Here is an 873-nt window from a genome sequence, read left to right as displayed (position 1 = left end):
CTAATGACAGGCACGCAGCCAAGTGGCGTTGCGACGGACGGCGTGCATGTTAACGGCCGAGGTGAGTTTTGTCATGTCGTCCGTCAGCTTTTTAGGCGTAAGCCCTCTTCCCGCCCCGCCAGCGATAAGCCTTCGTCCACGGGCCTGACAATCCCATCGTGCAAAATGCATCAGTGCGAAATGCCATCATTGCATATTGCAATGAGCCATACTTTTGAGATCAACCTAAGTATTTGTTTTTAAAGTACTTTAATCAAAATACTCGCTGGCACGATGACTGCACTCTTTATGCTTATAACACTGTCCTGCCAATGAACACGGGGAAACACCCATGAACAGTACACTCCTGATCCTCAACGCCCTGGCCTTGGCCGTGCTGGTGACGTTCCACTTCCAACCCAGCAACGACAGTGATACTGCACAGTTCAGCCACACGGGTAGCCACCAGACCCAGCAACGACCTCAACTGGCCGTCATGACAGCCAACGGCCAACCCTCGATTCATCTGGCACAGGATGCACAGGCTGTCGGTTCTTCTGAACACTTGATTTTCTAAGCGAACCCATCATGACCAAGCCCGCCTGGCTGTTTCTCATTCTGACCCTTTCCACCGGCATCCTGGGGCTCAATACCTCATCGACCGACTGGCAAGCCCTTTGCCTGGGCGCCTGCGCTGTATTTGCAACCGCGCTGGCGATAGCCGTGATCGTCGGACGCCGCTTCAAATTCGACCCCGTCCTGCGCTGAACACCCGCGACGACAGATTGACACCCTGCCAATATTCCCTCGACCTTATGTCGCCTCGGCTCGCAAATCGGCCATTTGCCACTAGTCTTAAAATTAAGGGCAAAAGGCCATATTGCTATAGGATGT

At 53.4% G+C, this 873-nt stretch carries 3 protein-coding genes; all 3 read left to right on the top strand.

Translation table 11 applies throughout. The annotated features are described in order from the left end of the window. Positions 1-243 (top strand): hypothetical protein (locus ASU03_RS21650; RefSeq protein WP_231731650.1); only part of this gene is annotated, 243 nt, incomplete at its 5' end. Positions 244-331: 88 nt separating this feature from the next. Next, the gene (locus ASU03_RS20270; protein WP_082627361.1) at positions 332-556 is read left to right on the top strand and encodes a hypothetical protein; all 225 of its coding nucleotides are present in this window, start codon (positions 332-334) and stop codon (positions 554-556) included. An 11-nt stretch (positions 557-567) separates the two neighbouring features. After that, entirely contained in the window at positions 568-747 is a 180-nt protein-coding gene (locus ASU03_RS20265; RefSeq protein ID WP_032861568.1) for a PA3371 family protein, read from the top strand. Positions 748-873: the final 126 nt, after the last annotated feature.

The organism is Colwellia sp. TT2012, assembly GCF_001440345.1.
Taxonomy (GTDB): Bacteria; Pseudomonadota; Gammaproteobacteria; order Enterobacterales; family Alteromonadaceae; genus Colwellia.
The sequence above is the reverse complement of the archived record's forward strand: the minus strand, read 5'-3'. Positions and strand labels throughout refer to the sequence as shown.

Coding starts and splice junctions, on each gene's coding strand:
- ASU03_RS20270 (WP_082627361.1), top strand. CDS start 332: ATGAACAGTACACTCCTGATCCTCAACGCCCTGGCCTTGGCCGTGCTG.
- ASU03_RS20265 (WP_032861568.1), top strand. CDS start 568: ATGACCAAGCCCGCCTGGCTGTTTCTCATTCTGACCCTTTCCACCGGC.